This window comes from Blastococcus sp. TF02A-30, from assembly GCF_003319185.1.
GTDB lineage: Bacteria > Actinomycetota > Actinomycetes > Mycobacteriales > Geodermatophilaceae > Blastococcus.
This window is the reverse complement of the sequence record NZ_QOHJ01000010.1, coordinates 63274-89430: the sequence shown is the minus strand read 5'-3', so window position 1 is coordinate 89430 and position 26157 is coordinate 63274. Positions and strand designations below refer to the sequence as shown.

Sequence of the window (26157 nt, the reverse complement as noted above, 5' to 3'; positions counted from 1 at the left end):
GGACCGCCGGTCCTCCCACGCCTCGCACGCTGGCGCGGGTCCCTGGACGGCGGCCGTTCCAGCACGTCACGTCGGGCGGGCGCCCGCGTACGGTGAGGCGATGCCGAGCGCCTCCTCGATGGTCGACTGGGACCTCGCCGCCCGCACCGCCCGCCGCCTCTCGGGCAGCGGCCCGAGCACCACGCGCGAGGACGCCGCCGCCGTCGTCCGGGAGCTGCACGAGGCCGCCGCCACCGCGGTCGCGCACGTCGAGGGGCTGACCGGGCTCTCGCCGGTCCCCGGCGGGCCCGTACCCGAGGTCGCGGTCGTGGACCGCCCGGGCTGGGTCGACGCGAACACCCGCGGCATGGCGGCCCTGCTGGACCCGCTGGTCGACGCGCTGGCCGAGCAGCAGGACAGCCGGCCCGGGCCGCTGGCCACCGCGATCGGCTCCCGCGCCACGGGGGTGCAGGCCGGCGGCGTCCTCGCCTACCTGAGCTCGCGGGTGCTGGGGCAGTACGAGGTCTTCGGCACCGGCGGGCGGCTGCTGCTGGTCGCACCGAACATCGTCGCCACCGAGGAGAAGCTCGGCGTCGACCCCTCGGACTTCCGGCTGTGGGTCTGCCTGCACGAGGTCACCCACCAGCTGCAGTTCACCGCCGTCCCCTGGCTCAAGCCGCACCTCGAGGCGCAGATCGCCGAGTTCGTCGAGGCCAGCGACCTGAGCACCGACGTGCTGCGGGAACGGCTGCAGGACGTCCTGCGCAGCATCGGCGGCGCCCTCCGGGGGGACGACGACGGCGACGCCGAGGGCCTGATGGCGCTGATCCGCGACCCCCGCCAGCGCGCCGTGCTCGACCGGGTCACCGCGGTCATGAGCCTGGTGGAGGGGCACGCCGAGTTCGTGATGGACGGCGTCGGCCCCGACGTCGTCCCCTCGGTCCGCACCCTGCGCAAGCGGTTCGCGCAGCGGCGCAAGGGCCGCGGCCCGCTGGACCGGGTGCTGCGCCGCCTGCTCGGCCTGGAGCAGAAGATGAAGCAGTACGCCGACGGGCGGGTCTTCGTCGGCGGCGTCGTCGACCTGGTCGGCATGGAGGGCTTCAACCAGGTCTGGGCGCGGCCGGAGAACCTGCCCCTGATCGACGAGCTGACCGCGCCGGAGCGGTGGGTGGAGCGGGTGCTGGGCCGGCCGGCCATCGGCGCCTGACCGTGGTGGGCCCCGATCCGGCGGTGGCCCGGATCCGCTCGGCGGTCCGCCCGGGGCTGACCGGCGACGACCGCCCCGTGCTGGTCGCCTGCAGCGGTGGAGCGGACTCCCTCGCCCTGGCCGCCGCGATCGCCTTCGAGGCGCCACGCGCCGGGGTCCCGGCCGGGGCGGTGACCGTCGACCACGGGCTGCAGCCCGGTTCCGCGCAGCGGGCCGGCGAGACCGCCGACCTGCTGCGCCGCATGGGCCTGGACCCGGTCCGGGTGCTGGCCGTCGACGTCGGCCGCGCCGGCGGGCCCGAGGCCGCCGCCCGCGGCGCGCGCTACGCCGCGCTGGCCGCGGCCGCGGGGGAGCGCGGCGCCCGGGTGGCCCTGGGGCACACCCTCGACGACCAGGCCGAGACCGTGCTGCTGGGCCTCGGCCGCGGCTCGGGACCGCGCTCGGTCGCGGGCATGGTCGAGCTGCGCGAGTGCTGGTGGCGGCCGCTGCTGGGCGTCCGCCGGGTGACCACCCGGGCCGCCTGCGCGGCGCTGGAGCTGCCGGTGTGGGACGACCCGTGGAACACCGACCCGGCCTACACCCGCGTGCGGCTGCGCGCCGAGGTGCTGCCGCTGCTCGAGGAGGTCCTCGGCGGCGGCGTCGCCCCGGCGCTGGCGCGGACCGCCGAGCTGCTGCGCGAGGACCTGGACACCCTGGACGCGCTGGCCGCGGTCGAGCGCGCCCGGCTCGCGGTCGACGGCGGGCTGGAGGCGACCGGGACGGCGGCGCTGCCCGACGGCCTGCGCCGACGCGTGCTGCGCGGCTGGCTGCGGGATGCCGGCGTCGCCGACCTGCAGGCCGTCCACCTGGCCGCCGTCGACGCGCTGCTGGTCCGCTGGCGCGGGCAGGGACGGGTCGACCTACCCGGCGGCGCAGGCGTCGTCCGGGCGTCTGGCACCCTGGTTCTGCTGCCCGCCCCGGCACGGGACGGTGCACACGAACCCGAGCACGAGGAGCCAACAGCGTGAGCGACGCCGTCCGCACCACCGGGGCCCTCGGCCCCGACCACGGCTACGGCCCCGACATCGAGTCGGTCCTCCTCTCCGAGGCCCAGATCCAGGAGAAGATCGCCGAGCTGGCGGCGCGGATCGCCGACGACTACGCCGGCAAGGAGGTGCTGCTGGTCGGCGTCCTCAAGGGCGCCGTGTTGTTCATGAGCGACTTCGCCCGTGCCCTCCAGCTGCCGACCCAGATGGAGTTCATGGCCGTCTCGTCGTACGGCTCCGCCACCAGCTCCTCGGGCGTCGTCCGCATCCTCAAGGACCTCGACCGGGACATCACCGGCAAGCACGTCCTGGTGCTCGAGGACATCATCGACTCCGGCCTCACGCTGTCGTGGCTGCTGAAGAACCTCGGCGGCCGCCAGCCGGCGTCCCTGGAGGTCTGCGCGCTGCTGCGCAAGCCCGACGCGGTGAAGGTCGAGGTGCCGGTGAAGTACATCGGCTTCGACATCCCGAACGAGTTCGTCATCGGCTACGGCCTCGACTACGCCGAGCGCTACCGCGACCTGCCCTACATCGCCACGCTCAAGCCCGAGGTCTATGCCTGACTGCCGGCCCTCCGGGCCGGCACCGCGGCCAGGTGCCGTCCCCCAGCTGCGCTGAGCCGCTGCGTCGCACCGTGCGGGGAGCCTCCGGCTCCACCGCTCGGCACGACCCTCGCAGGGGCGGCTCACCACGGCCCGTCCTCGGGGACCCTGCGGGCCCCACTCCTCCGGGCGCAACCAGGGATCTCGCAGGTTCGCCGGTGTACCGTCGGACCCGACGACGCTGCGCCGAGCGCCGGGATCCCCGCCCGGGTCGCAGGCGGCGTCCCCGGAGCGATCAGGAGGGTCGACGGGCAGGCCGCACCCCGGCGCCCGGTATCGATGTATGGAACGTAAGAAGTTCTTCCGCTCCGTGTGGTTCTGGGTCGTGATCGTCGTCGTCCTGGCGCTCACGTTCTCCTCGCTGTTCCGCGGCAGCGGCAGCTACCAGGAGGTCCCGACCGGCGTGGCGCTCGAGCAGCTGCGCGAGGGCAACGTCGACAAGGTCACGATCAACGACCGCGAGCAGACCGTCGACCTCGACCTGACCGACGCCGTCGACGGCGAGACCCAGGTCCGGGCCTTCTACCCGATCGGGGCCGAGGACGAGATCTTCGACCTCGCCGCCGAGGCCGGTTCCTCCGACGCCGAGTTCGACACCAACGTCACCCAGGACAGCCTCCTGGTCAGCCTGCTGGTCAGCTTCCTGCCGTTCCTGATCCTGCTGCTGCTGCTGTTCTGGCTGTTCAACTCCATGCAGGGCGGCGGCCGCGGCGTCATGCAGTTCGGCAAGTCCAAGGCCAAGACGGTCAGCAAGGACATGCCCAAGACGACGTTCGCCGACGTCGCCGGCGCCGACGAGGCCGTCGAGGAGCTGCACGAGATCAAGGACTTCCTGCAGAACCCGGTCAAGTTCCAGGCCGTGGGCGCCAAGATCCCGAAGGGCGTGCTGCTGTTCGGCCCGCCCGGGACCGGCAAGACCCTGCTCGCCCGCGCCGTCGCCGGCGAGGCCGGGGTGCCGTTCTACTCGATCTCCGGCTCGGACTTCGTCGAGATGTTCGTCGGCGTCGGCGCCAGCCGGGTGCGCGACCTGTTCAACCAGGCCAAGGAGAACGCCCCGGCGATCATCTTCATCGACGAGATCGACGCCGTCGGCCGGCACCGCGGCGCCGGCATGGGCGGCGGCCACGACGAGCGCGAGCAGACGCTCAACCAGATGCTCGTCGAGATGGACGGCTTCGACGTCAAGGGCGGCGTCATCCTCATCGCCGCCACCAACCGGCCCGACATCCTCGACCCGGCGCTGCTGCGCCCGGGGCGCTTCGACCGGCAGATCGCCGTCGACCGGCCCGACCTCGAGGGCCGCAAGGCGATCCTCTCGGTGCACGCCAAGGGCAAGCCGCTCGCGCCGGACGTCGACATCGAGACCGTCGCCCGCCGCACCCCGGGCTTCACCGGCGCCGACCTGGCCAACGTGCTCAACGAGGCCGCGCTGCTCACCGCGCGGCACAACGGCTCGCTGATCACCGACGCGACCCTCGAGGAGGCGATCGACCGCGTCATCGCCGGCCCCGAGCGGAAGACGCGGGCGATGAGCGAGAAGGAGAAGAAGGTCACCGCCTACCACGAGGGCGGGCACGCCCTGGTGGCGCACGCGCTGCCCAACCTGGACCCCGTGCACAAGGTGACGATCCTGCCGCGCGGCCGCTCCCTCGGGCACACGCTCGTCCTCCCGACCGAGGACAAGTACACCCAGACCCGGTCGGAGATGATCGACACCCTCGCCTACGCCCTCGGCGGGCGGGCGGCCGAGGAGCTGGTCTTCCACGAGCCGACCACCGGTGCCGGCAACGACATCGAGAAGGCCACCGCGATGGCCCGCGCGATGGTCACCCAGTACGGCATGAGCGCCAAGCTGGGCGCGGTGAAGTACGGCAGCAGCGACTCCGAGCCCTTCCTCGGCCGCGACATGGGCTCGCGCCCGGACTACTCCGAGGCCGTGGCCGCCGACATCGACGCCGAGATCCGGGCGCTGATCGAGGCGGCGCACGACGAGGCCTGGGAGATCCTGGTCGAGTACCGCGCCGTCCTCGACCAGCTCGTCCTCGAGCTGATGGAGAAGGAGACGCTGTCCAAGGAGGACATGGCCCGCATCTGCGCGCCGGTCGCCAAGCGTCCCTCGCTGGCCCCGTACAGCGGCTTCGGCAAGCGCACCCCCTCGGACCAGCCGCCGGTGCTGACGCCGGCCGAGCGGGCCGCGCAGAACGGCGGCGTCACCGACGGCGGCCGGCCGACGACCCCGGTCGGTGACGTCGGCGCGCCCGTCCAGCGGTGAGCGCCGGTCGATGAGCGAGATCCCCGTCGAGCCCGAGGACCGGGTCGAGCCGGCGTTCGACCGGGTCGACCAGTCCCGGGCCGCGGCGGCTGTCCGCGAGCTGCTGCTCGCGGTGGGGGAGGACCCCGACCGCCCGGGGCTGCAGGACACCCCCGGGCGGGTGGCCCGCGCCTACGCGGAGACCTTCGCGGGTCTCTGGCAGGACCCGTACGAGATCCTCGCGACGACGTTCGACGAGAACCACGACGAGCTCGTGCTGGTCAAGGACATCCCGATGTACTCGACCTGCGAGCACCACCTGGTGCCCTTCCACGGCGTGGCGCACGTCGGCTACATCCCCGGCGAGGACGGCAAGGTCACCGGCCTGTCGAAGATCGCCCGGCTGGTCGAGGTCTACGCCCGCCGCCCGCAGGTGCAGGAGCGGATGACCCGCCAGATCGCCGACGCGATGAACGACGTGCTCAAGCCGCGCGGGGTGATCGTGGTGATCGAGGCCGAGCACCTGTGCATGGCCATGCGCGGCATCCGCAAGCCGGGGTCGACGACGGTCACCTCCGCCGTCCGCGGCATGTTCCGCGACAACCCCGCCACGCGGGCCGAGGCGATGAGCCTGGTGCTGGGCAGGTGATCGCGCTCCCGCGCCCCGGCCGGTGCGTGGTCATGGGCGTCCTCAACGTCACCCCCGACTCGTTCTCCGACGGCGGCTGCTTCGCCGACCCCGAGGTCGCGGTCGGGCACGGGCTGGCGATGCACGCCGCCGGCGCCGACTACGTGGACGTGGGCGGGGAGTCCACCCGTCCCGGCGCCGACCGGGTGGACGCCGACGAGGAGTGCCGCCGCGTCGTCCCGGTGGTCCGCGAGCTGTCCGCCGCGGGGGTGCGCACCAGCGTCGACACCACCCGCGCCGAGGTCGCCGAGGCCGCGCTGGAGGCGGGGGCCCAGCTGGTCAACGACGTGAGCGGCGGGCTGGCCGACAAGAACATGGCCGAGCTGGTCGCCGAGGCCGGCGTGCCGTGGGTGCTCATGCACTGGCGGGGGCACAGCCGCGAGATGTACGCCGCCGCCCAGTACGGCGACGTCGTCACCGAGGTCTGCGCCGAGCTGACGGCCCGGGTGGAGGACGTCGTCGCCGCGGGCGTGGCCCCCGAGCAGCTGGTCCTCGACCCCGGGCTGGGGTTCGCCAAGAACGGCGAGCACAACTGGGCGCTGCTGGCCGGTCTCGACCGGCTGGTCGGGCTCGGCCTGCCGGTGCTCGTCGGCTCCTCCCGCAAGACCTTCCTCGGCCGGTTGCTGGCCGGTCCCGACGGCCGGCCGCGCCCGGCCGAGCAGCGGGACGCCGCCACGCTGGCCACCACCGTCCTGGCCGCGGAGGCCGGCGCCTGGGGGGTGCGCGTGCACGACGCGGCCGCCTCGGTCGACGCGGTCCGCACCGTCGAGGCCGTCCGCGCCGCCCGGAGGAGCAACCGTGGCTGACCCGCACCCGTCCGGCGGGACCGACCGCATCGTCCTGCGCGGGATCCGCGCGCACGCCCACCACGGCGTCTACGCCTTCGAGCGCGAGCAGGGGCAGCTGTTCGTGGTGGACGCGTCGCTCGAGCTGGACACCGCGCCGGCGGCCGCCGGCGACGACCTGGAGCTGACGGTGAACTACGCCGAGCTGGCGCAGCAGCTGCGCGCGGTCGTCGTGGGAGAGCCGGTGAACCTGCTGGAGACGCTGGCCCAGCGGCTGGCCGACGCCTGCCTGGCGCACCAGCTGGTGCAGGCCGTCGAGATCACGGTGCACAAGCCCGAGGCCCAGCTGGGCGTGCCGTTCGACGACGTCACGGTGGCCATCCGCCGCGAACGCGCATGAGCCGCGCGGTGCTGTCGCTGGGCGCCAACCTCGGGGACCGCGCCGGCACGCTGCGCGCGGCCCTGACGGCGCTCAAGGACGACGGCGTGCTGGTGGCGCGCTCGACGCTGTACGAGACCCCGCCGTGGGGCCCGGTCGAGCAGCCGCCGTACCTGAACGCGATCGCCGTCGTGCGCGGGGACCGCGACGCCCCCGGCTGGCTGGACCGTGCGCACGAGCTGGAGCAGGCGGCCGGCCGCACCCGGGAGGTCCGCTGGGGGGCGCGCACCCTGGACGTCGACGTCGTCACGGTCACCGGCGACGACGGGCAGCCGGTCGTGTCCGACGACCCCGAGCTGACCCTGCCGCACCCGCGGGCCCACGAGCGGGCGTTCGTCCTGGTGCCGTGGGCGGCTCTCGACCCCCGCGCCGTACTGCCCGGGAAGGGCCCGGTCCGCGAGCTGCTCGCCGACCTGGACCCGGCCGACGTCGCCGCCGTCGTGCGGTGGGACCACCTGCACTGAGGACGCCGATGACCCCCGTGCGCCGCCGCGACCTGCTCGTCCTCGCCGTCGGGCTGGCCGTCGCCGCCTGGCTGCTGGTCCGCGCCTGGTACGGCGAGCTGCCCGCCTTCGACTGGTGGCTGCCCACGCCGCTGGCCGTCCTGGCCGTCGCCGAGGCGCTCGGCGCGCGCACCCTCCGGGCCCGGCTGTCCGCGCTGCGCGAGGCACGGGCCGGCCGCGGTCCCACGGGCCGGGACGCCGCGGCGCTCCGGCCGGTGGAGCCGATGCTGGTGGCCCGCTTGGCGGTGCTCGCCCAGGCCAGCGCCTACGTGGGCGCGGTCTTCGCCGGGCTCTGGGCCGGGGTGCTGCTGCACGTCGCCCCCGCCGTGAACCGCCTGCAGGCAGCGGGGGACGACACCGTCACCGCCGTGATCGGCGTCGTCAGCTCGGCCGCCCTGGTGGCCGCCGCGCTGTGGCTGGAGAGCGCCTGCCGGGTGCCGCCGGACAGCGACGGCGACGACGAGGCCCTGCGCGCCTGATCAGGCCCGCAGCGCGCCGGCGGTCTCCGGGACGCTGCCCTCGACCGAGCGGCGCAGCGCGGCGTGCAGCGACTCCGGGGTCAGCACGCCGAGGAACCGGTCTCCGTCCAGCACCGCGACCCACCCCGCCTCCTGCTGGAGCATCGTGGCGAAGGCCGTCTTGAGCGAGGCGTCGACCGGGACCCACGCCTCCATCCGGCGGCAGGAGTCGCGGACGGTGCCGGGCCCCGTGGCGCGCTCGGCCGACAGCCAGCCGTGCAGCTGGTCGCGGTCGTCGAGGACGACGGCCCAGCGGGCACCCACCCGCTGCAGGGCGCTGCGGGCGTCGGCCAGCCCGTCGTCGACGTGCACCACCGGCGGCTGCTCGAGGTCGGTGGCGTCGATCGGGGTGACCGCCAGGCGCTTGAGACCGCGGTCGGCGCCCACGAAGTCGGCGACGAAGTCGGTGGCCGGGCGGCCGAGCAGGTCCGCGGGGGTGGCGAACTGCTCCACCCGCCCGCCGGCGCTCATCACCGCGATCCGGTCGCCGAGGCGCACCGCCTCCTCGATGTCGTGGGTGACGAAGACGATCGTCTTGCGGACGGCCCGCTGCAGCCGCAGGAACTCCGACTGCAGCCGCTCGCGGACCACCGGGTCGACCGCGGAGAACGGCTCGTCCATGAGCAGCACGGGCGGGTCGGCGGCCAGCGCCCGGGCGACGCCGGCGCGCTGGCGCTGACCACCGGAGAGCTGGTGCGGGTAGCGGTCGGCGTGCACGGCGGGGTCGAGGCCGACGAGGGCCAGCAGCTCCTCCACGCGCTCCCGGGTGCGCGCCCGGTCCCAGCCCAGCAGCCGCGGCACGGTGCCCACGTTGGCCCGGACGGTCTGGTGCGGGAAGAGGCCCACGTTCTGGATGACGTAGCCGATCCGGCGGCGCAGCCGCACCGGGTCGACCCCGGTGACGTCCTCGCCGCCCAGCAGGAGGCGCCCGGTCGTGGGCTCGATGATCCGGTTGATCATCTTCATCGTGGTGGTCTTGCCGCACCCGGACGGGCCGACCAGGACGGTCAGCTCGCCGGCGGCGAAGGTGAGGTCCAGCTCGGCCACGCCGACGGTCCCGTCGTCGTACACCTTGCTGACGCCCTCGAGGCGGATCTCCTCGGCGCCGCCGGGCGGTGCGGGCGGTGGGGGTGGCGCAGTAGCGTCCACGAGGTGCCCTTCCTGGTGTGCGCCCGGTGCTGAGCGCAGCGGTGCTCGCGGTTGATGCGGCGCCGAACCCGTGGTTCGACCCGTCCTACGTGATCGACAACTGGAGCTCCATCATGGGGTATCTGGGCGAGCACGTGCGGCTCACGGTCGGCGCGGTGGTCCTCGGCTCGCTCCTGGCGCTGCCGATGGCGGTGCTGGCCCGCCGGAGCCGGTACCTGGCCGCGCCGGTCCTCGGCCTGTCCACGCTGGTCTACACGATCCCGTCGCTGGCCATGTTCGCCTTCGTCGCGCCGATCACCGGGCTGACCGCGACCACGGTGCTCGTCGGCCTGGTGCTCTACTCGCTGGTCATCCTCGTGCGCAACTTCCTGGCCGGCCTCCAGGGCGTCCCCGAGGACGTGCGCGAGGCCGCCCGCGGGATGGGCTACGGGCCGGTCCGGCTGTTCTGGCAGGTGGAGCTGCCGCTCGCGCTGCCGGCGTTCATGGCCGGCATCCGCGTCGCCACGGTCTCCACGGTGGCGCTGACCACGGTGGGGGTCATCGTCGGGCACGGTGGGCTCGGGCAGCTCATCACCGGCGGGTTCAACGCCAACTTCTACCGGGCCGAGATCGTCACCGGCGCGCTCGGCTGCGTGCTCCTCGCGTTGCTGGCCGACCTCCTGCTGGCCGGTGTCGAGCGGCTGCTCACGCCCTGGACCCGGCGGGCCGTCGCGTGAACCTGCTGGGGGAGGCGTTCCGCTACCTGAACGACCCGTTCAACTGGACCCGGCGCGGCGGGATCCTGGAACTGCTCGGCGAGCACCTGCGCATCTCGGCGCTGGCCGTCCTGGCGGCGATGCTGGTCGCGCTGCCGGTCGGCGTCCTGCTCGGGCACACCGGCCGGGGCGGTGGCTTCACGGTGGCGCTGTCCAACGTCTCCCGCGCCGTCCCGACGCTGGCCCTGCTCACGATCTTCGCGGTCACCCCGATCGGCTTCGGCCCGACGGCGACCACCATCGCGCTGGCCGTCTTCGCCGTCCCGCCGATCCTCACCAACACCTACGTGGGCTTCCGGTCCGTGGACCGGGACGTCGTCGAGGCGGCGCGGGCCATGGGCATGAGCGGGCGGCAGGTGGTGCTGCGCGCCGAGCTGCCGCTGGCCGCGCCGCTGCTCATGACCGGTGTCCGCACCGCGGCGGTGCAGGTGGTGGCGACGGCGACGCTGGCCGCCCTGGTCGCCGGCGGGGGGCTCGGCCGGATCATCACGCTGGCCTTCGCCCAGCAGGACTACGGGGCCGTGCTGGCCGGCGCCATCCTGGTCGCCGCCCTCGCCGTGCTCACCGAGCTGGTGCTGGTGCTGCTGTCGTGGCTTCTCACGCCGGGGGAGAAGCGGCTGCCGTTCCTCTCCGCCCGGCGGTCCGGCCCGGTGCCCGAGACCACCGCGTCCGGGGTCCCGCTGTAACCCCGGTCACGGATCCGCCACGGATGCATCCACCGGTTGATCTCGCACCGAACGACGAGTTGCATATCGGTGCGGGATCCCTCCCGCCAGACACGCGTGGTCCAACACGGGGCCACGGGACACAGAAGGCGGGGCACATGCGCGCGCGCACCCGGTACATCGTTCCTCTCGCCCTGGCCGCCCTGGTGACGGCGGCCTGCGGGGAGTCCGGCTCCTCCGGCACCGGCGGAGACGACGGCGGCACCCAGGCCTCGGGCGAGGCCTGCGCGCCGGTCGCCGGCGAGCAGCTCGTGGTGCTCGAGGACGACCAGGAGCTGCAGAACGCCGACAACATCATCCCGGCGGTCAACGCCGCGGCCGCGCAGGCCAACCCGGCGCTGCTGCCGGCGTTGAACGCGGTCTCGGCGGAGCTCACCACCGACGAGCTGATCGAGATGAACGCCGCCGTCGACGTCGAGCGGCAGAGCGCCGAGGACGTCGCCGCGGCGTGGGTCGAGGAGAACGGCGTCACGGAGGGCCTGGAGCAGGGCAGCGGCCCGATCGTCGTCGGCGGGGCCAACTTCACCGAATCGACCGTGCTGGCCACCGTCTACGCCGACGTGCTGCAGGCGGCCGGCTTCGACGCCACCGTCCAGGAGGTCGGCAACCGCGAGCTGTACCTGCCGGCCCTGCAGCGCGGCGAGATCCAGGTGTTCCCCGAGTACCTGTCGACGTTGACCGAGTTCCTGGAGGGCGACGACGCCAACCAGGTGGCCTCCGGCGACGTCCAGGCCACCGTCGAGGTGCTCCGGCCGCTGGCCGAGGAGGGCGGGCTGGCCATCGGCGAGCCGGCCGAGGCCGCCGACCAGAACGCCTTCGCCGTCACCCAGGAGTTCGCCGACGAGCTGGGCGTCAGCACGCTGTCGGAGCTGGCCGAGGCCTGCGGCGACGGCTCGCTGGTCCTGGGCGGCCCCGGTGAGTGCCCGACCCGGCCGTTCTGCCAGCCGGGCCTGGAGGAGACCTACGGCCTGGAGTTCGCCTCCTTCGAGGAGTACGACACCGGGGGCCCGCTGACCAAGGCGGCCATCCAGCAGGGCGAGGTCTCCATCGGCCTGGTGTTCAGCTCCGACGGCGCTCTCGCGCAGGGCTGATCGGTCAGTACCAGGAGCCGCCGGGGGGCAGCTGCTCCCCGGCGGCGACCGGCGCCTCGATCCGGTTGCCCTCCGGCGCCAGCGGGCACGACCAGCGCGGGTCGTAGGCGCACGACGGGTGGTAGGCGAAGTTGAGGTCGACGACCAGCTGCCCGCCCAGGTCGGCGCCCTTCACCGTGTCCAGCAGGTAGCGGCCCCCGCCGTAGGTGCTCGCCCCGGCGCTGCCGTCGCGCAGCGGCAGGAAGACGCCGCCGCCGTAGACGGCGACCCACCACACGTCCAGCGGGCCGAGCGGCAGCACCACCCGGCCGATCCGCTCGAGCGGGACGACGCCGTCGCCCGCCGTCGCCACCTCGAGCCGCGCGGGGGGAGCGACCTCCAGCGGCACGTCGAACCGGAGCGCCGGGTCGTACGGCGCGAACGGCAGACCCGCGAACCGGTCCCGGGCGGCGGCGTCGAGCGGTGAGTCGGGGTGCGTGGCGAACAGGTCGTCCCGGCCGTCCCGCCACGTCCGCCAGCCCTGCTCCGGGTCGGTGGCCGCCCGGGCGGCTGCGTAGAGGGCGGTCGTGCGGCGGCGCCAGTCGAGCAACGACGAGGTCATCGGCCCACTCTCCCAGCGCCGCCACGCGGCACCGATCCGTCCGTTCCGGGGAGGTGAGCGGAAGGCCCTCGCGCCGCTACTCTTGGTGCATGCCCCGCCGCCCGGACGACGCCGCCGCGCGGGGTGCTGCCGGTCCGAACCCGCGCACGCTCGCGCTCGCCGGCGGGTTCGTCCTGGCGCTCGGCGCCACCGCCGCGGTCTTCCTCACCGACAACCCCCGGTACCTGCGGGTCGCCGTCGTCGCCGTGGCCTGGGCGTTCGTGCTCGCCACCGTCGCCGCCGGCCGCCTGCGCGGGGACCGCGCGGCCGCCGCCGCCCGCGAGACCGAGCTGCGGCTGGCCTACGAGTACGAGCTCGACCGGGAGGTCGCCGCCCGCCGCGAGTACGAGCTCGAGGTCGAGAACGAGGTCCGCCGCGACACCGAGGACGCCATGCGCGTGGAGCTCGACGCGCTGCGCGGCGAGCTCGCCCAGCTGTCCGGCCTCCGCGAGGAGGTCTCGCGGGTCGCGGCGCTCGGCACCGACCTGGCCGGCCTCGCCGCCCTGCGCGAGGAGGTCGCCCGCGTCGCGGCCCTGCGCGACGACGTCGCCGCGCTCACCTCGCTGCGCCAGGAGCTGGGGCAGCTGGCCGAGCTGCGCGCCGACATGGGCCGGTTGCGCGCCGAGCTCACCGAGCAGCTGTCCAGCGAGATGCTGGTCGAGCGGATCGTGATGCGGACCCAGGCCAGCCGCCTGCCCGGGGAGCCGCCCCGGCTGGACGGCCCCCCGACCCGCACCCTGGAGAGCTGGACCGAGCAGGCCCCCCGCGAGCTGACCGGCGGCTGGCCGGCCATCCGTCTCGACGAGCCGCGCGAGACCCAGCAGTTCGAGCAGGTCCGCGTCGAGCGGTCGGTTCCCGCCCCGCAGCCGACCTACCGGCCGGAGCCGACCTACCGCGCCGAGCCGGTCGCCCCGGCCGGGCCGGCCACCACCGCCTTCCCGCTGGGTCCTTCGTCGCCGGCGCCCAGGGTGCCGGTGGCGCCGCCGCCGCCCGCCGCGCCCGCGGAGCCCACGCCGTCCCCGGTGGACTGGCTGGCGGCGCGCTCGCTGCTCGACGTCCCCCCGCCGGCCCACGACCGGTCCCCGGGGCCGCCGCCCGTCCCCCCGAGGCCCTCGCCCCGCCGCCGGCGCGGCGACGACCCGCTCCCGCCGGCATCCGTGGCCGAGGCGCCCACGGCCGAGACCCGGGCGCCGTCGACCGACCGGGTGCGCATCGAGGACCGCGGCGGTTACCGCGTGCGGACCCCGGCTCCTGAGCCCGCGCCCGAGCCGGCCCGCGGTCCCGACACCGCCGACCGGCTGGCCGAGATCCTCGCCGAGAACGGGGTCACCCCCGCGGGCGGTGGGCGTCGCCGGCGGCGCTACCGCGAGGACGGCGACTCCGACGACGTGCTGTCCCGGGTGCTCGGCCGGAGCTGAGCCGGCGAAAAGCGCTGGACCACGGGGGGAGGCTGACCCCGTGCGGGTGACCTTCACGCGGATGGGCGACCGGCGGCCGGTGGAGACCGTGGTCGAGCGGGACGACGGCGTCGTCTACGCGATGCGCGGTGCCGGCGGCGGCCCGGATCTTCCGCACGACCTGGTGCACCTGCTCGTCGAGACCGAGCTGGGCATCGCCGACGGGGTGTGGGGTTGCGTCTCCGACGGCGTGGTGTGGGGCAGCATGCGGCACGTCTCCGGCCGTCGCCCGCCGCACGCCGGGGAGCGGTCCGACGCGCTCAAGCGGGAGCGCGGTGCGGCGGTGATGCACGCCGAGGGCGTGGCCGACCTCGTCGAACGGCTCGCGGCCGGGGCGGAGGTCCTGCCCGGCCAGGTGCCCGCCTCGGGGATCCCGCGGGAGCGGCTCGACGCCGCGGCCGCCGTTCTCCGGGAGGCGACGGCCCGGTGGGCGGCCGCCGCCCCCGGCGACACCTGGGTGCTCGAGTGGCCCGCCCGGGCCGCTACCCGCGACCGCGGGAGAGCACCCCGCCGTCCAGCACGAGCGTCTGGCCGGTGACCCAGCCCGCCTCGTCCGACAGCAGGTAGGCCGCGGCCTCGCCGACGTCCTCCGGGACGCCGAGCCGACCGGCCGGGTACGTGGCGGCGAGCTCGGCCTCGCGGCCCTCGAACAGCGCACCGGCGAACTTCGTCTTCACCACCGCCGGCGCGACGGCGTTGACCCGCACCTTCGGGCCCAGCTCCACCGCCAGCTGGGTGGTCATGTTGACGACGGCGGCCTTGCTGACGCCGTAGCCGCCGATGTTCTCCGACGAGCGCAGGCCGGCCACCGAGGCGACGAACAGCACGGAGCCGCCGTGCTCGCTCATCCACGCGCGCCACGCCTGCTGCACCAGGTCGAGGGTGCCGACGACGTTCGTGTCGAGGATCTTGCGGAAGGCGCCGAGGTCGAGGTCGACCATCGGCCCGTACACCGGGTTGATGCCGACGTTGCCGACCAGGACGTCGAGGCTGCCGAAGGTGTCCACCGCCGTCCGGACCGCCTCGGCCCGGTGCTCGGGGTCGCCGGCGTTCCCGGCGACGGCCACCGCGACGTCCGGGCCGCCGAGGGCCTCGACCGCCTCCGCCAGGGCGTCGGGCTTGCGCGCGGTGAGCACCACGCGGGCGCCCCGCCGGACCAGGCTCTGCGCGATCGCCAGCCCGATGCCGCGGCTGCCGCCGGTGACCAGTGCGGTCCGTCCCTCGAAGGTGCTCACGCCGTCTCCCGTTCGTCGCTGGGGTGTCCGCCGTCACGGTAGGGGGCGGCGTGCGGCGATCCGGCACCACCCGGGTGAGCCACGACACAGCTCCCAGGCGTTGCGACCCGCCGGAACCCGTCCCACACTCGCGGTCGGCACACCGCCCGCGCGGCACCTCCGGGGTCGCAGCGAGCAGCCGCCCGCACCACCGCACGACCCACACCGGCGATCTGCAACGGGGCAGGTCGCGAACCGACGTCCGGTACCCGCACGGGACTGGAACGAGAGGTGCACACCATGCCTGCTGCCCGCAGGACCGTCCGGGCTCCCGGGCTGCTCCCGGCAGCCGATGCGCCCGCGCGGCTGCGCGTGGGGATCATCGGCGCCGGCCGCGTCGGCGCCGTCCTCGGTGCCGCCCTCGCCGCCGCCGGCCACGACGTGGTCGCCGCCTCCGGCCTCTCCACCGCCTCCGCCGAGCGGGCCGCGCGCCTGCTGCCCGGCGTCCCGCTGCTGCCCGCCGACCAGGTCGTGGCCGCGGCCGACCTCGTCGTCCTCGCCGTCCCCGACGACACCCTGCCGGGACTCGTCGCCGGCCTCGCCGAGACCGGCGCCTGGCGGGCCGGCCAGCTGGCCTTCCACACCTCCGGTGCGCACGGCCTGGCCGTGCTCGCGCCGGCCGCCCGCGCCGGCGTGCTGCCGCTCGCGCTGCACCCGGCCATGACCTTCACCGGCGCCCCCGAGGACGCCGACCGGCTGGCCGCCGCCCCCTTCGGGGTGACTTCCGACCCGGCCTACCGCCCGGTCGCCGAGACGCTGGTGCTGGAGATGGGTGGCGAGCCGTTCTTCGTCGCCGAGGCCGACCGGGGGCTCTACCACGCGGCGCTGGTCACCGGTGCCAACCACCTGGTCACCCTCGTCGCCGAGGCGGCGGACCTGCTGCGGGAGGCCGGGGTGACCGACCCCGCCCGCGTGCTCACCCCGCTGCTGACCGCTGCGCTGGACAACGGCCTGCGCCGCGGCGACCGCGGGCTCACCGGCCCGGTCAGCCGGGGCGACGTCGGCACCGTCCGCGACCACCTCGAGACGCTCACCGAGCGGGCGCCGGACGCGGTCGCCGCCTACGTCGCCATGGCGCACCGGACGACGGAGCGCGCGCTGACCGCCGGCCGGCTCAAGCCGCACGAGGGCGCACCGCTGCTCGACCTCCTGAGCGGCGCGCACGACGAGACCCCCCTCCGGTGAGCGGCCGCCCGGCCGTCGCCGAGACGGTCGCCGAGCTGCGGGAGCTGGTCGCCGGGCTGCCCGGCCCCGTGGCGCTGGTGCCCACGATGGGCGCGCTGCACGAGGGCCACCGCACGCTGGTCCGCGCGGCCCGCGAGCGCGCCGGCAGCGTCGTCGTCTCGGTCTTCGTCAACCCCACCCAGTTCGGCCCGGGCGAGGACTTCGACCGCTATCCCCGCACCTGGGACGCCGACCTCGCCGCGCTGGCCGAGGAGGGCGCCGACGTCGTCTTCCACCCGCCGGTCGAGGAGGTCTACCCGCCGTCCGGGGTCGGCGTGACCGTCGACCCCGGCCCGCTGGGCGACGTCCTCGAGGGGGCGGTGCGCCCCGGCCACTTCGCCGGCGTGCTCACCGTCGTCGCCAAGCTCTTCGGGCTGGCCCGGCCCGACCTGGCGTTCTTCGGCGAGAAGGACTACCAGCAGCTCACGCTGATCCGGGCCATGGCCCGCGAGCTGGCCCTCGGCGTCGAGGTGGTCGGCGTCCCCACCGTCCGGGAGGACGACGGCCTGGCGCTGTCCAGCCGCAACCGCTACCTCGATGCGGAGCAGCGGGCCGCCGCCGCCACCGTCTCCGCCGCGCTGCGCGCCGGCGCCGCCGCGGGGCCGCAGGGCGCCGACGCCGTCCTGACCGCCGCGCGGGCGGTGCTCGCGCAGCGCCCCGACCTGCTCCAGGACTACCTCGAACTCACCGATACCGATCTGGGACCGGCGCCCGCCGCCGGTGCCGCCCGCCTGCTGGTCGCCGTCTGCGCCGGCAGCACCCGACTCCTCGACAACGTCGCCGTGACCCTGGGAGGGCCCCGATGATGCGCACGATGCTCAAGTCCAAGATCCACCGGGCCACCGTCACCCAGGCCGACCTGCACTACGTGGGCTCGGTGACCGTCGACGAGGACCTGCTCGACGCCGCCGACCTGCTGCCCGGGGAGCAGGTCGCGATCGTCGACATCACCAACGGCGCCCGCCTGGAGACCTACGTGATCCCCGGGGAGCGCGGCAGCCGCGTCATCGGCATCAACGGCGCGGCCGCGCACCTCGTGCACCCCGGCGACATGGTGATCCTCATCAGCTACGGGCTCATGGACGAGACCGAGGCGAAGAGCTACATCCCGAAGGTGGTGCACGTCGACGCCGAGAACCGCGTCGTGGAGCTCGGCGGCGACCCGTCGGCCCCCGTGCCCGGCGCGACCGACCAGCAGCGCAGCGACCTGGGCGTCCCGGTCCGGTGACCCTGCTGACGGTCGACGTCGGCAACAGCCAGACCGTCCTCGCCACCTTCGACGGCGCGACGCGGGTCGGCTGCTGGCGGGTGACCACCGCTCCGCGGGCCACTGCCGACGAGCTGCGCCTGGTGTGGCGCGGCCTGCTGCGCGACACCGAGGTCACCGGGGTCGCGGCGTGCTCCACGGTGCCGGCGCTGCTGCCCGCGCTGCGCCAGCTCCTGGACTCCCTCGAGGTGCCGGTCGTGATGATCGGCCCCGGGGTGCGCACCGGCGTCCCGCTGCACGTCGACAACCCGCGGGAGGTGGGGGCCGACCGCGTGGTCACCGCCCTGGCCGCCCACGAGCTCTTCGGTCGCCGGCCCGACGGCCGCGGCCGGCCGGTGGTCGTCGTCGACTTCGGCACCTCCACCAACGTCGACGCCGTGGGGCCGGACGGGCAGTTCCTCGGGGGCGCGCTCGCCCCTGGCGTCGAGGTGAGCCTGGACGCGCTGGCCGCCCGCGCCGCGCAGCTGCGCTCGGTGGAGCTGACCGTCCCGCCGCAGGCGATCGGCAAGAACACCGTGGCCGCGCTGCAGTCGGGTCTGGTGCTGGGCTTCGCGGGCCTGGTCGACGGCCTGGTGGCCCGGATCGCCGCCGAGCTGGTCGCCCAGTTCGGCGCCGCGCCGGTCGTCGTCGCCACCGGTGGGCTCGCGCCGCTGGTCGCCGACAGCTGCCGCTCGATCTCCGAGCGGGAGCCCGATCTGACCGTGCACGGCCTGCGGCTGGCCTTCGAGCGGCAGCAGGCGGCGAATCGGCGCAGCACCGCCCCGTAGGCTGGGCTGCCGTGAGCGAAGGACCCCACGGCCCGGCCGACGGCGACGACGGCGGAATCGACGAACTCCCCGAGCAGATGCGCGTCCGCCGCGCCAAGCTCGACCGGCTGCGGGATTCCGGCGTCGACCCCTTCCCGGTGGTGGTGCCGCGCACCACCACGTTGGCCGCCGTGCGCGCGGCCCACCCGGACCTCGAGCCGGACACGATGACCGGCGAGCAGGTCGGCGTCACCGGCCGGGTCATCTTCTCCCGCAACACCGGCAAGCTCGCCTTCGCGACGCTGCGCGAGGGCGACGCCGAGCTGCAGGTCATGCTCTCCCGCGACCGCGTCGGCGAGGAGGCGCTGGCCGCCTGGAAGGCCGACGTCGACCTGGGCGACCACGTCTTCGTGGCCGGCGAGGTGGGGACCTCGCGCCGCGGCGAGCTCTCGGTGTTCGCCGACTCCTGGCAGCTGACCGCCAAGGCGCTGCGCCCGCTGCCGGTCGCGCACAAGCCGATGAGCGAGGAGCTGCGGGTCCGCCGCCGCTACGTCGACCTCATCGTCCGCGACGAGGCGCGCCGCACGGTGCGCCAGCGCGCCACGGTCATGGCCTCGCTGCGCGCCGGGCTGGTCGCGCGCGGCTACCTCGAGGTCGAGACGCCGATGCTGCAGACGGTGCACGGCGGTGCCACCGCCCGTCCCTTCCGCACGCACATGAACGCCTTCGACCTCGACCTGTACCTGCGGATCGCGCCGGAGCTGTTCCTCAAGCGGTGCATCGTCGGCGGGCTGGACCGGGTGTTCGAGATCAACCGGAACTTCCGCAACGAGGGCGCCGACAGCTCGCACTCGCCGGAGTTCGCGATGCTGGAGGCCTACCAGGCCTACGCCGACTACCAGGTGATGGCCACGCTCACCCGCGAGCTGATCCAGGACGCCTCGGTGGCGTTGTTCGGCGACCACACCGCCCGGCACCACGACGGCACCGAGGTGGACCTGTCGGGGGAGTGGCCGCAGGTGCCGCTGTACTCGGTGGTCTCCGACGCGGTCGGCGAGGAGATCACCCCGGAGACACCGCCGGAGACGCTGCGCGCGATCGCCGAGAAGCACGACGTCGGCGTGGACCCGGCGTGGGTGCCCGGCAAGGTGGTCGAGGAGATCTTCGAGGCGCTCGTGCAGCACACCCTCCAGGCGCCGACCTTCGTCGTCGACTACCCGGTGGACACCTCGCCGCTGACCCGGGCGCACCGCTCGACGCCGGGCCTGGCCGAGAAGTGGGACCTGTACATCGGCGGGATCGAGCGGGCCACCGCCTACTCGGAGCTCGTGGACCCGGTCGCGCAGCGCGAGCGGTTCACCGCCCAGGCGGCCCTGGCCGCCGCGGGCGATCCCGAGGCGATGGTCGTCGACGAGGACTTCCTCGAGGCGCTCGAGTACGGGATGCCGCCGACCGGTGGCATGGGCATGGGCATGGACCGGTTGATGATGACGCTCACCGGCCTCGGTATTCGCGAGACGATCCTCTTTCCACTGGTACGACCGATCAACCAGTGAAATAGAACTCGCCGGTAACGGGTCATCAGAAAGAGGCGCACCGCGAAGTAGTGGTGGAATTGCATCGGACCATGGTGCAATGATGCGGTGGTCGCCCCTACGGGCGGCATTTCCGTTCGGCTCCGCAGCCGCTGCGAAAAGTGAGGAACCAAATGGCGCGCAAGGTCCAGGTCATCCTGAGCGACGACCTCGACGAGAACCTCTCCGCCGACGAGACCGTCAGCTTCTCGCTCGACGGCACGTCCTACGAGATCGACCTGGCGGAGAAGAACGCCAAGGAGATGCGCGACGTCTTCTCGCGGTACGTGCAGGCCGCCCGCAAGGTCGGCCGCGGTTCGCGCGGCGCCTCCGGCGGCGGGCGCTCCCGGGCCACCGGCGGTCGCATGGACCGCGAGCAGGCCGGCGCCATCCGCGACTGGGCCCGCAAGAACGGCCACCAGGTGAGCGACCGCGGCCGCATCCCGGCCAGCGTGGTCGAGGCCTACGAAGCCGCTCACTGATGTAAGGACCCCGTCGCCCCCCACCCCTCGCTCCGCTCGGGGCGGGGCCCTGCGACGGGGCCGTTCCAGCACGTCACCGGTGGCCCGGTTCCCCTCTGGGGAGCCGGGCCGTCGTGCGTCCTGGGGCGCCCGCCACGCCCGGGAGAAGCCGCCGCCCGCCGTCCGCTGTCGGCGTAACCGGGGCGGAACACCTGTTCGGCACCATCGGTTGGAACGGGCAGCCACCCACAACCCCCGTCGTCCGCCGACGGGACGGCGTGGTCCGCGACTACAGTGGAAAGACCGGTGCCCCAGCGCGCCGACGGATGTCGGGTGCTCCTCCCCGTTCCCCCGGGGAGGCCGTGCCGGACCAGCCGGTCGAAGGAGAAGCAGCAGATGTTCGAACGGTTCACCGACCGAGCCCGACGGGTGGTCGTCCTGGCGCAGGAAGAAGCCAGGATGCTCAACCACAACTACATCGGCACCGAGCACATCCTCCTGGGTCTGATCCACGAGGGTGAGGGCGTCGCGGCCAAGGCGCTGGAGTCCCTCGGCATCTCGCTCGAGGGTGTCCGGCAGCAGGTCGAGGAGATCATCGGCCAGGGCCAGCAGGCCCCGTCCGGTCACATCCCCTTCACGCCCCGCGCCAAGAAGGTCCTCGAGCTCTCGCTGCGCGAGGCGCTCCAGCTCGGCCACAACTACATCGGCACCGAGCACATCCTGCTCGGCCTGATCCGCGAGGGCGAGGGCGTCGCCGCCCAGGTCCTGGTGAAGCTCGGCGCCGACCTCAACCGCGTCCGCCAGCAGGTCATCCAGCTGCTGTCGGGTTACCAGGGCAAGGAGCCGGCCGCGGCCGGCGGCCCGGCCGAGGGCACCCCCTCGACCTCCCTGGTCCTCGACCAGTTCGGCCGCAACCTGACCCAGGCCGCGCGCGACTCCAAGCTCGACCCGGTCATCGGGCGGGCCAAGGAGATCGAGCGGGTCATGCAGGTCCTGTCGCGGCGGACCAAGAACAACCCGGTCCTCATCGGCGAGCCCGGCGTCGGCAAGACCGCCGTCGTCGAGGGCCTGGCCCAGGCCATCGTCAAGGGCGAGGTGCCCGAGACGCTGAAGGACAAGCAGCTCTACACGCTGGACCTCGGCGCACTGGTCGCCGGTTCCCGCTACCGCGGTGACTTCGAGGAGCGCCTCAAGAAGGTGCTCAAGGAGATCCGCACCCGCGGCGACATCATCCTGTTCATCGACGAGATCCACACCCTCGTGGGTGCGGGTGCCGCCGAGGGCGCGATCGACGCCGCCAGCATCCTCAAGCCGATGCTGGCCCGCGGTGAGCTGCAGACCATCGGCGCCACGACGCTCGACGAGTACCGCAAGCACCTGGAGAAGGACGCCGCTCTCGAGCGCCGCTTCCAGCCGATCCAGGTGGGCGAGCCGACGCTCACCCACACGATCGAGATCCTCAAGGGGCTGCGCGACCGCTACGAGGCGCACCACCGGATCAGCATCACCGACGGTGCGCTCGTGGCCGCCGCGACGCTGGCCGACCGGTACATCTCCGACCGCTTCCTGCCGGACAAGGCGATCGACCTGATCGACGAGGCCGGCGCCCGGATGCGGATCAAGCGGATGACCGCCCCGCCGGACCTGCGCGAGTTCGACGACCGGATCGCCGGCATCCGCCGCGAGAAGGAGTCGGCGATCGACGCGCAGGACTTCGAGAAGGCCGCGTCGCTGCGCGACAAGGAGAAGACCCTCCTGGGCGAGAAGGCCGAGCGCGAGAAGCAGTGGAAGGCCGGCGACATGGACGTCGTCGCCGAGGTCGACGACGAGCAGATCGCCGAGGTGCTGGCCAACTGGACCGGCATCCCCGTCTTCAAGCTGACCGAGGAGGAGACCACCCGTCTGCTCCGCATGGAGGACGAGCTCCACAAGCGGATCATCGGGCAGGAAGAGGCCATCAAGAGCGTCTCGCAGGCGATCCGTCGCACGCGGGCCGGTCTGAAGGACCCGCGCCGTCCGGGTGGCTCGTTCATCTTCGCCGGCCCCTCGGGTGTCGGTAAGACGGAGCTGGCCAAGGCCCTGGCGAACTTCCTGTTCGGCGAGGACGACGCGCTCATCCAGATCGACATGGGCGAGTTCCACGACCGGTTCACCGTGTCGCGGCTGGTCGGTGCCCCTCCCGGTTACGTCGGTTACGACGAGGGCGGTCAGCTGACCGAGAAGGTGCGGCGCAAGCCGTTCTCGGTGGTCCTCTTCGACGAGATCGAGAAGGCGCACGCGGACGTGTTCAACACGCTCCTGCAGGTGCTGGAGGACGGCCGGCTCACCGACGGTCAGGGCCGGATCGTGGACTTCAAGAACACGATCCTGATCCTCACGACCAACCTCGGTACCCGCGACATCTCCAAGGCCGTGGGGCTGGGCTTCCAGGCCGGGAACGACGACCAGTCGAACTACGACCGGATGAAGCTCAAGGTCAACGAGGAGCTCAAGCAGCACTTCCGGCCGGAGTTCCTCAACCGCATCGACGACATCGTCGTGTTCCACCAGCTGACCGAGAACGAGATCATCGAGATCGTCGATCTGATGGTCGCCCGCGTCGAGAGCCAGCTGGCGAACAAGGACATGGCGCTGGAGATCACGCCGGCGGCGAAGAAGCTGCTCGCCGCTCGTGGCTTCGACCCGGTCCTGGGGGCCCGGCCGCTGCGCCGGACCATTCAGCGCGAGATCGAGGACGCGCTGTCGGAGAAGATCCTCTACGGCGAGCTGACCGCTGGTCAGATCATCGTGGTGGACGTCGACGACGCCGAGGGCGCCGCGCAGAAGTTCACCTTCCGCGGCGAGGCCAAGCCGATCGACCTGCCCGACACGCCCCCGGTGGCGTTGTCCGGCGGTGACGACGAGGCCCAGGCCGAGTAAGCACCGCAGCAGGAAGGCCCCTCCGCCCCACGGGCGGAGGGGCCTTCCTGCGTCTTCCCCCGGTGATCAACCGCGGGGGAGGGTGAACCGGCCGTCCTCGGTCTGCTCGACCAGCCCGTCGGCGAGCAGCGAGTCCAGGCACCGGGACCGCTGGACGGCGTCGTCCCAGGCGGCGTCCAGCTCGGCGGCCGGCACCGGGTGCTCGGCGGCCCGGAGCACGTCGAGCAGCCGGCCGCGCACCTGCCGGTCCGTGCCGGCGAACTTCTGCACCCGCCGGGCCGGCCCGGCGGAGGCGGGGGAGCCGGTCAGCCGCCAGGCGCAGCGGTCGCGTACCGGGCACGCGGGGCAGCGGGGCGTCCCGGCGACGCAGACCAGCGCGCCCAGCTCCATGATCGCCACCGAGAAGCGCACCGCGCGGGCGTCGTCCTCCGGGGCCAGCGCGGCGACGTCGGCCAGGTCGGCTGCGCGCGCGGTGCCCGCCTCGGCCCGCCCGTGCACCAGCCGGGCGACGACCCGGCGCACGTTGGTGTCCACCACCGGCTGCCGGCGGCCGTACCCGAAGCAGGCGACCGCGCGGGCGGTGTAGGTGCCGACGCCGGGCAGCGCCTCGAGCGCCGCCACGTCGGCCGGGACGACGTCCCCGTGCCGTTCGGCGATCGCGCCGGCGGCCTCGCGCAGCCGCAGCGCCCGCCGCGGGTAGCCGAGCTTCCCCCAGGCGCGGATGACCTCGGCCGGGCTGGCTGCCGCCAGCGCCGACGGCGTGGGCCAGCGGTCCAGCCACGCGCGCCAGACCGGCTCCACGCGGGCCACCGGGGTCTGCTGGAGCATCACCTCGCTGACCAGCACCGCCCAGGCGTCGACGCCGGCCCGGCGCCAGGGCAGGTCGCGGGCCGCGGTGGCGTACCAGTCGACGATCGCCTCGCCGGTGGCCGGTTCCGAGGGAGCGGGGAGACGGGTGGGAACGCTGGTCACAGGGGTCCAGTGTGCCGTCCCGGTGCAGCGGCGTGCCGGTGCGGGGCGGTCCGATCGGGCCGTTACCGTTCCCGCGTGCTCCACCCGGTCGGTCCCCTCCCCGCGCGGGTGTACTGGCGCCGCCGGCTGGTGCTGCTGGCCGTGCTCCTGGCGTTCGGAGGCGGCGGCTGGCTCGGCGTGGTGTTGCAGAGCCGGGTCGACGCACGGGCCGGCGCCGAGGCCGCCGCGCCGACGAGCAGCGCGCCCCGGGAGCCCGCTCTGGCGCGCGTGGTGCCTTCGGTGGCCGCGGTCCGCACTCCGAGCGCCCCGGCCGTCCCCGACGACGTCCAGGCGGCGACGACGGCCGTCGCTCCCGTCGCCGGCGGTCCGTGCACCGACGACATGCTCGCGCTCGAGGTGCGCACGCCGGGTGCCGCCGCCGTCGGCAGCAAGCCGACCTTCGAGCTGGTGGTCACGAACGCCGCCGCCGTGCCCTGCACGCGGGCGCTGGACAAGGGGCTGCAGGAGCTGATCCTGCTCGACGCCGCCGGCAACCGGGTGTGGGGCAGCAACGACTGCTTTCCGGAGGCCACCAGCGACACCCGCACCCTGGCCCCGGGCGAGGCGGTGTCGTTCCCGGTCCTCTGGGGCGGGCTCACCAGCGAGCCGACGTGCACCGTGGCGCGCACCAGCCCGCCGGCGGGGAACTACCTGGTGCGCGGCCGGCTGGACACCAAGAGCTCGCCGGACGCCCCGCTGACGCTGGGCCAGGCCTAGCTGTACCGGTCGAGGATCGAGGTCTCGGCCAGCCGGGACAGGCCCTCGCGGATACCGCGGGCGCGCGCCTCGCCGACACCTTCCACGGCCAGCAGGTCCTCGATGGTGGCGGCGAGCAGCTTCTGCAGGCCCCCGAAGTGGTCGACGAGCCGGTCGATGATGCCCGAGGGGAGCCGGGGGACGCGGTTGAGCAGCCGGTAGCCGCGGGGGCTGACCGGCGAGTCCAGCGCGTCGGGCGAGGTGGGCAGCCCGTAGCAGCGGGCGACCGCGGAGAGGTCGAGCAGTTCGGTGGCCGACAGCGCGCGCAGGTCGGTGAGCACCTGGTCGATCGTCTTCGGCCGGCGGCCGCCGCCGGGCAGGTAGTCGCGGACCAGCAGCCCGCGGTCCTCCTCGACCCCAGCCAGCATCTCGTCGAGCTGGAGCGCGAGCAGCCGGCCGTCGGTGCCCAGCTCGACGACGAAGCCCTCGATCTCGTCGGCGATCCGCCGGACCATCTCCAGCCGCTGGCTGACGCTCATCGCGTCGCGGACGGTGACCAGGTCCTCGATCTCCAGGGCCGACAGCGTGCTGGCGACCTCGTCGAGGCGCAGCTTGTAGCGCTCCAGCGCCGCCAGAGCCTGGTTGGCGCGCGCCAGGATGGTGGTCGGGTGCTCGAGGGTGTAGCGGCGCCCGGCGACGTAGACGCTGATGATGTGCATCGACTGGCTGACCGAGATGACCGGGAACCCGGTCTGGATCGCGACCCGCTCGGCGGTGCGGTGGCGGGTGCCGGACTCCTCGGTGGGGACGCCCGGGTCGGGCATGAGGTGCACGCCGGCGCGGACGATGCGGGTGCCGTCGTAGGAGACGATCACCGCGCCGTCCATCTTGGCCAGCTCGCGCAGCCGGGTGGCGGACAGGGCCACGTCGAGGGCGAAGCCGCCGGTGCAGATGGACTCGACCACGCGGTCGTAGCCCAGCACGATCAGCGCGCCGGTGCGCCCGGCGAGGATGCGCTCGAGGCCGTCGCGCAGCGCGGTCCCGGGGGCGATGCGGCCGAGGAGCTCGCGCAGGGCGATCTCGGGGTCCACGGCGGCGGGCACGAGCGCTCCTGACGGTCGAGTGGTACGGCGGCTGAGTCTACGTGCCCGAGAACCCCCGGGGTCCGTCT

27 protein-coding genes are annotated in these 26157 nt (G+C 74.3%); 22 read left to right on the top strand and 5 right to left on the bottom strand.

Annotation, left to right across the window (positions count from 1 at the left end):
• Positions 1-100 precede the first annotated feature (100 nt).
• The 9 genes from DQ241_RS19555 to DQ241_RS19515 all read left to right on the top strand — a co-directional run bounded on the left by DQ241_RS19555 (position 101) and on the right by DQ241_RS19515 (position 7958).
• Positions 101-1186 (top strand): zinc-dependent metalloprotease, encoded by a 1086-nt coding sequence (locus DQ241_RS19555; RefSeq protein WP_113831880.1) that lies wholly within the window; start codon positions 101-103, stop codon positions 1184-1186.
• A gap of 5 nt (positions 1187-1191) precedes the next feature.
• A complete protein-coding gene (tilS, locus tag DQ241_RS19550; RefSeq protein ID WP_233492579.1) occupies positions 1192-2193 on the top strand; it encodes a tRNA lysidine(34) synthetase TilS in 1002 nt (333 codons plus the stop codon).
• Positions 2190-2774, top strand: coding sequence for a hypoxanthine phosphoribosyltransferase (gene hpt / locus DQ241_RS19545; RefSeq protein ID WP_113831879.1), 585 nt, complete (start codon positions 2190-2192; stop codon positions 2772-2774). Before tilS ends, hpt begins: the two co-directional genes overlap by 4 nt.
• A 322-nt stretch (positions 2775-3096) precedes the next feature.
• Positions 3097-5085, top strand: coding sequence for an ATP-dependent zinc metalloprotease FtsH (ftsH, locus tag DQ241_RS19540; RefSeq protein ID WP_113831878.1), 1989 nt, complete (start codon positions 3097-3099; stop codon positions 5083-5085).
• 10 nt (positions 5086-5095) lie between these two features.
• Positions 5096-5713, top strand: coding sequence for a GTP cyclohydrolase I FolE (gene folE / locus DQ241_RS19535; RefSeq protein WP_113831926.1), 618 nt, complete (start codon positions 5096-5098; stop codon positions 5711-5713).
• Positions 5710-6558, top strand: a complete 849-nt coding sequence (gene folP / locus DQ241_RS19530) for a dihydropteroate synthase (protein ID WP_233492578.1) — start codon at positions 5710-5712, stop codon at positions 6556-6558. The genes folE and folP overlap by 4 nt, the downstream gene beginning before the upstream one ends.
• A complete protein-coding gene (gene folB / locus DQ241_RS19525; protein ID WP_113831877.1) occupies positions 6551-6937 on the top strand; it encodes a dihydroneopterin aldolase in 387 nt (128 codons plus the stop codon). Before folP ends, folB begins: the two co-directional genes overlap by 8 nt.
• Positions 6934-7440, top strand: coding sequence for a 2-amino-4-hydroxy-6-hydroxymethyldihydropteridine diphosphokinase (folK, locus tag DQ241_RS19520; RefSeq protein ID WP_113831876.1), 507 nt, complete (start codon positions 6934-6936; stop codon positions 7438-7440). Before folB ends, folK begins: the two co-directional genes overlap by 4 nt.
• Before the next feature lie 8 nt (positions 7441-7448).
• On the top strand, positions 7449-7958 hold the full coding sequence (locus DQ241_RS19515; protein WP_113831875.1) for a DUF3180 domain-containing protein: 510 nt from the start codon (positions 7449-7451) through the stop codon (positions 7956-7958).
• Here the strand turns inward: DQ241_RS19515 and DQ241_RS19510 are convergent, their stop codons facing one another.
• On the bottom strand, positions 7959-9146 hold the full coding sequence (locus tag DQ241_RS19510; RefSeq protein ID WP_199584770.1) for an ABC transporter ATP-binding protein: 1188 nt from the start codon (positions 9144-9146) through the stop codon (positions 7959-7961).
• 26 nt (positions 9147-9172) lie between these two features.
• Here DQ241_RS19510 and DQ241_RS19505 point away from each other — a divergent pair, with 26 nt between their 5' ends.
• The 3 genes from DQ241_RS19505 (at position 9173) to DQ241_RS19495 (ending at position 11717) form a co-directional block, all read left to right on the top strand.
• Positions 9173-9862: an ABC transporter permease gene (locus tag DQ241_RS19505; protein WP_199584766.1), complete on the top strand. Its 690-nt coding sequence runs from the start codon at positions 9173-9175 to the stop codon at positions 9860-9862.
• Positions 9859-10587, top strand: coding sequence for an ABC transporter permease (locus tag DQ241_RS19500; protein ID WP_199584764.1), 729 nt, complete (start codon positions 9859-9861; stop codon positions 10585-10587). The genes DQ241_RS19505 and DQ241_RS19500 overlap by 4 nt, the downstream gene beginning before the upstream one ends.
• A gap of 137 nt (positions 10588-10724) precedes the next feature.
• Positions 10725-11717 (top strand): glycine betaine ABC transporter substrate-binding protein, encoded by a 993-nt coding sequence (locus DQ241_RS19495; protein WP_113831874.1) that lies wholly within the window; start codon positions 10725-10727, stop codon positions 11715-11717.
• 4 nt (positions 11718-11721) lie between these two features.
• On the opposite strand, the gene DQ241_RS19490 is transcribed toward DQ241_RS19495, so the two are convergent.
• Positions 11722-12318, bottom strand: a complete 597-nt coding sequence (locus DQ241_RS19490; RefSeq protein ID WP_113831873.1) for a DUF1684 domain-containing protein — start codon at positions 12316-12318, stop codon at positions 11722-11724.
• Between the two features lie 89 nt (positions 12319-12407).
• On the opposite strand from DQ241_RS19490, the gene DQ241_RS19485 reads away from it, so the two are divergent.
• Entirely contained in the window at positions 12408-13775 is a 1368-nt protein-coding gene (locus tag DQ241_RS19485; RefSeq protein WP_113831872.1) for a DUF6779 domain-containing protein, read from the top strand.
• A gap of 46 nt (positions 13776-13821) precedes the next feature.
• Complete coding sequence (locus tag DQ241_RS19480) at positions 13822-14352, top strand: hypothetical protein (protein ID WP_147252415.1); 531 nt, start codon at positions 13822-13824, stop codon at positions 14350-14352.
• Here the strand turns inward: DQ241_RS19480 and DQ241_RS19475 are convergent.
• On the bottom strand, positions 14297-15049 hold the full coding sequence (locus tag DQ241_RS19475; protein ID WP_113831870.1) for an SDR family oxidoreductase: 753 nt from the start codon (positions 15047-15049) through the stop codon (positions 14297-14299). The genes DQ241_RS19480 and DQ241_RS19475 overlap by 56 nt on opposite strands.
• Before the next feature lie 279 nt (positions 15050-15328).
• On the opposite strand from DQ241_RS19475, the gene DQ241_RS19470 reads away from it, so the two are divergent.
• The 7 genes from DQ241_RS19470 (at position 15329) to DQ241_RS19440 (ending at position 23279) form a co-directional block, all read left to right on the top strand.
• Positions 15329-16273 carry a Rossmann-like and DUF2520 domain-containing protein gene (locus tag DQ241_RS19470; RefSeq protein WP_113831869.1) on the top strand — a complete coding sequence of 315 codons (945 nt, stop codon included), beginning with the start codon at positions 15329-15331 and terminating at the stop codon, positions 16271-16273.
• Positions 16270-17118 carry a pantoate--beta-alanine ligase gene (panC, locus tag DQ241_RS19465; protein WP_113831868.1) on the top strand — a complete coding sequence of 283 codons (849 nt, stop codon included), beginning with the start codon at positions 16270-16272 and terminating at the stop codon, positions 17116-17118. The genes DQ241_RS19470 and panC overlap by 4 nt, the downstream gene beginning before the upstream one ends.
• Positions 17115-17540 (top strand): aspartate 1-decarboxylase, encoded by a 426-nt coding sequence (gene panD, locus DQ241_RS19460; RefSeq protein WP_113831867.1) that lies wholly within the window; start codon positions 17115-17117, stop codon positions 17538-17540. The genes panC and panD overlap by 4 nt, the downstream gene beginning before the upstream one ends.
• On the top strand, positions 17537-18346 hold the full coding sequence (locus DQ241_RS19455; RefSeq protein WP_233492577.1) for a type III pantothenate kinase: 810 nt from the start codon (positions 17537-17539) through the stop codon (positions 18344-18346). The genes panD and DQ241_RS19455 overlap by 4 nt, the downstream gene beginning before the upstream one ends.
• 77 nt (positions 18347-18423) lie before the next feature.
• On the top strand, positions 18424-19881 hold the full coding sequence (lysS, locus tag DQ241_RS19450; protein ID WP_113831921.1) for a lysine--tRNA ligase: 1458 nt from the start codon (positions 18424-18426) through the stop codon (positions 19879-19881).
• A gap of 152 nt (positions 19882-20033) precedes the next feature.
• Positions 20034-20381, top strand: coding sequence for an Lsr2 family protein (locus DQ241_RS19445; protein WP_113831866.1), 348 nt, complete (start codon positions 20034-20036; stop codon positions 20379-20381).
• Positions 20382-20756: 375 nt separating this feature from the next.
• Positions 20757-23279, top strand: coding sequence for an ATP-dependent Clp protease ATP-binding subunit (locus DQ241_RS19440; protein ID WP_113831865.1), 2523 nt, complete (start codon positions 20757-20759; stop codon positions 23277-23279).
• Between the two features lie 66 nt (positions 23280-23345).
• Here the strand turns inward: DQ241_RS19440 and DQ241_RS19435 are convergent, their stop codons facing one another.
• Complete coding sequence (locus tag DQ241_RS19435; RefSeq protein ID WP_113831864.1) at positions 23346-24251, bottom strand: A/G-specific adenine glycosylase; 906 nt, start codon at positions 24249-24251, stop codon at positions 23346-23348.
• Positions 24252-24326: 75 nt separating this feature from the next.
• Between DQ241_RS19435 and DQ241_RS19430 the strand changes: the two genes are divergently transcribed.
• A complete protein-coding gene (locus DQ241_RS19430; RefSeq protein WP_113831863.1) occupies positions 24327-25007 on the top strand; it encodes a MucR family transcriptional regulator in 681 nt (226 codons plus the stop codon).
• Here the strand turns inward: DQ241_RS19430 and disA are convergent.
• A complete protein-coding gene (gene disA, locus DQ241_RS19425) occupies positions 25004-26089 on the bottom strand; it encodes a DNA integrity scanning diadenylate cyclase DisA (protein WP_113831862.1) in 1086 nt (361 codons plus the stop codon). The genes DQ241_RS19430 and disA overlap by 4 nt on opposite strands.
• Between the last annotated feature and the right edge of the window lie 68 nt (positions 26090-26157).